This is a genomic window from Skermanella aerolata KACC 11604 (assembly GCF_000936425.1).
Taxonomy (GTDB): domain Bacteria; phylum Pseudomonadota; class Alphaproteobacteria; order Azospirillales; family Azospirillaceae; genus Skermanella; species Skermanella aerolata.
This window is the reverse complement of sequence record NZ_AVFK01000227.1, coordinates 1-385: the sequence shown is the minus strand read 5'-3', so window position 1 is coordinate 385 and position 385 is coordinate 1. Positions and strand designations below refer to the sequence as shown.

The window sequence follows — 385 nt, the reverse complement described above, 5'->3', positions numbered from 1 at the left end:
GGGCAATCCGTCTGGCTGTCAGCCAATTTCCAGCCGATCCTGGATGTGCGCGGCGCCCTGTCCCGGATCGTGATGTACGCCACCGATATCACCGCGAGGCGTCAGGCCGTCGAGCGATCGGCCACGATCATGCGCACGGTGCTTGACCGGGTGGCTGGAACGGCACGCGAAATCGGCGGCATTGCGTCCCAGACCAACCTGCTGGCACTCAACGCCACCATCGAGGCGGCGCGTGCGGGAGACGCCGGCAGGGGCTTTGCCGTCGTCGCCGGCGAGGTCAAGGCACTGGCCGGACGCTCGGCCGTGTCCTCCGAGGAGATCACCATGCTGGTCACCGACACCCGCCGGGAAATCGACAACTTCTCCTATGCCCAGTGAGGTTGCG

At 66.5% G+C, this 385-nt stretch carries 1 protein-coding gene; it reads left to right on the top strand.

The genetic code is table 11. The annotated features are described in order from the left end of the window. Positions 1-378 (top strand): methyl-accepting chemotaxis protein (locus N826_RS45875; RefSeq protein WP_044438132.1); only part of this gene is annotated, 378 nt, incomplete at its 5' end. Positions 379-385: the final 7 nt, after the last annotated feature.